This window comes from Nocardioides sp. CPCC 206348 (assembly GCF_048654705.1).
Lineage (GTDB): Bacteria > Actinomycetota > Actinomycetes > Propionibacteriales > Nocardioidaceae > Nocardioides.
On the sequence record NZ_JBMCZA010000234.1, the window covers coordinates 8256 to 9348 of the forward strand.

The 1093-nt window shown below is 69.3% G+C and carries 1 protein-coding gene; it reads left to right on the plus strand.

The genetic code is table 11. The features are described from left to right. Positions 1–1027, plus strand: a 1027-nt coding sequence (locus ACOADB_RS26805) for a hypothetical protein (RefSeq protein WP_378606234.1), incomplete at its 5' end; no start/stop codon positions are given. Positions 1028–1093 lie beyond the last annotated feature (66 nt).

A 1093-nucleotide genomic window follows, 5' to 3' on the forward strand; every position in this document is an offset into this window, starting at 1 on the left:
GCTCGACAAGCTGATCAAGTCGCAGGTCACCGCGACCGTCGGCATGATCAGCCTGGGCAACGTCCTGCACGTCTCGCCGACGGACAAGGCCGCCCTCGAGGTCGGCATGAGCGTGCTGGACCTGATCGGGTCGGCACGGCTGTCCGACGGGCAGTACTTCGTCGGCGTCCCCAACATCCAGGGCGGCGTCCCCGGGGTCGGCTGGCAGTACACCGGCGCCATCTACCTCGTGTCCGCGGCCGAGCTCGCCTGCGGCGCACCCAACTCTCCCGGGGCCACGGCCGACACGGCCCAGCTGGACGGGATCCTCGGCATCGAGTTCACCAACCTGCCCAGCATCAGCCCGCCGGGTCTCGGCACCCTGCAGACCCCCAAGGGCGCCGGGTTCCTCGAGATCGAGGCGGGCAGCGGCACCGGCGCGCTGATCGCGCCGCCGGCCGTGCACTGTGGCACCGGGACCGGGGCCGACCCCTCGACCTTCAGCGTCCGCGTCGCGAGCGCCCTGGCGTCGTACAAGCTCAATGCCAACGTGACGGTCAGTGCCGACGTGAGGCTCACCGACCTGATCGGCCTGGGGCTGACCTCGGTGATCACCAACCTGCTGGGCAACATCCTGCTGCTGGGGACCAAGGTGTCCCTGGAGGTCGACGTGACGCTCACCGTCGGGTCGCAGCTGAACGCGTCCTCGGGGACGGTGGGACTGTCGATCCCGCCGAACGACGTCACACCGGTGACGACCGGCGGCGCGGTCAACCTGAGCATGGCCACGCTCACGCCGACGGTGACCGCGGTGAAGATCGGCGGCAAGTCCGCCAACCTGGCCGCCGTCACGGCCGTGACGAACCTGATCGCCCACGAGCTGGTGACGGTCGGCAAGGGATTCGTCGAGAAGACCCTGACACCGCTCGTGAACAACATCAACACGATGTACATCGGGCCGGTCGCCCGGATGATCGGGCTCCGGCTCGGTGGGGCCGACGTCTTCGCCGTGGGCGCCACCTGCGGGCGGCCGAGACTGGTTGGCTGAGCGTCTCGAGAGGCACTAGTCAGAACGGACTACGCCGCCTGCTTCGACCGGGCACAATGACCCGGG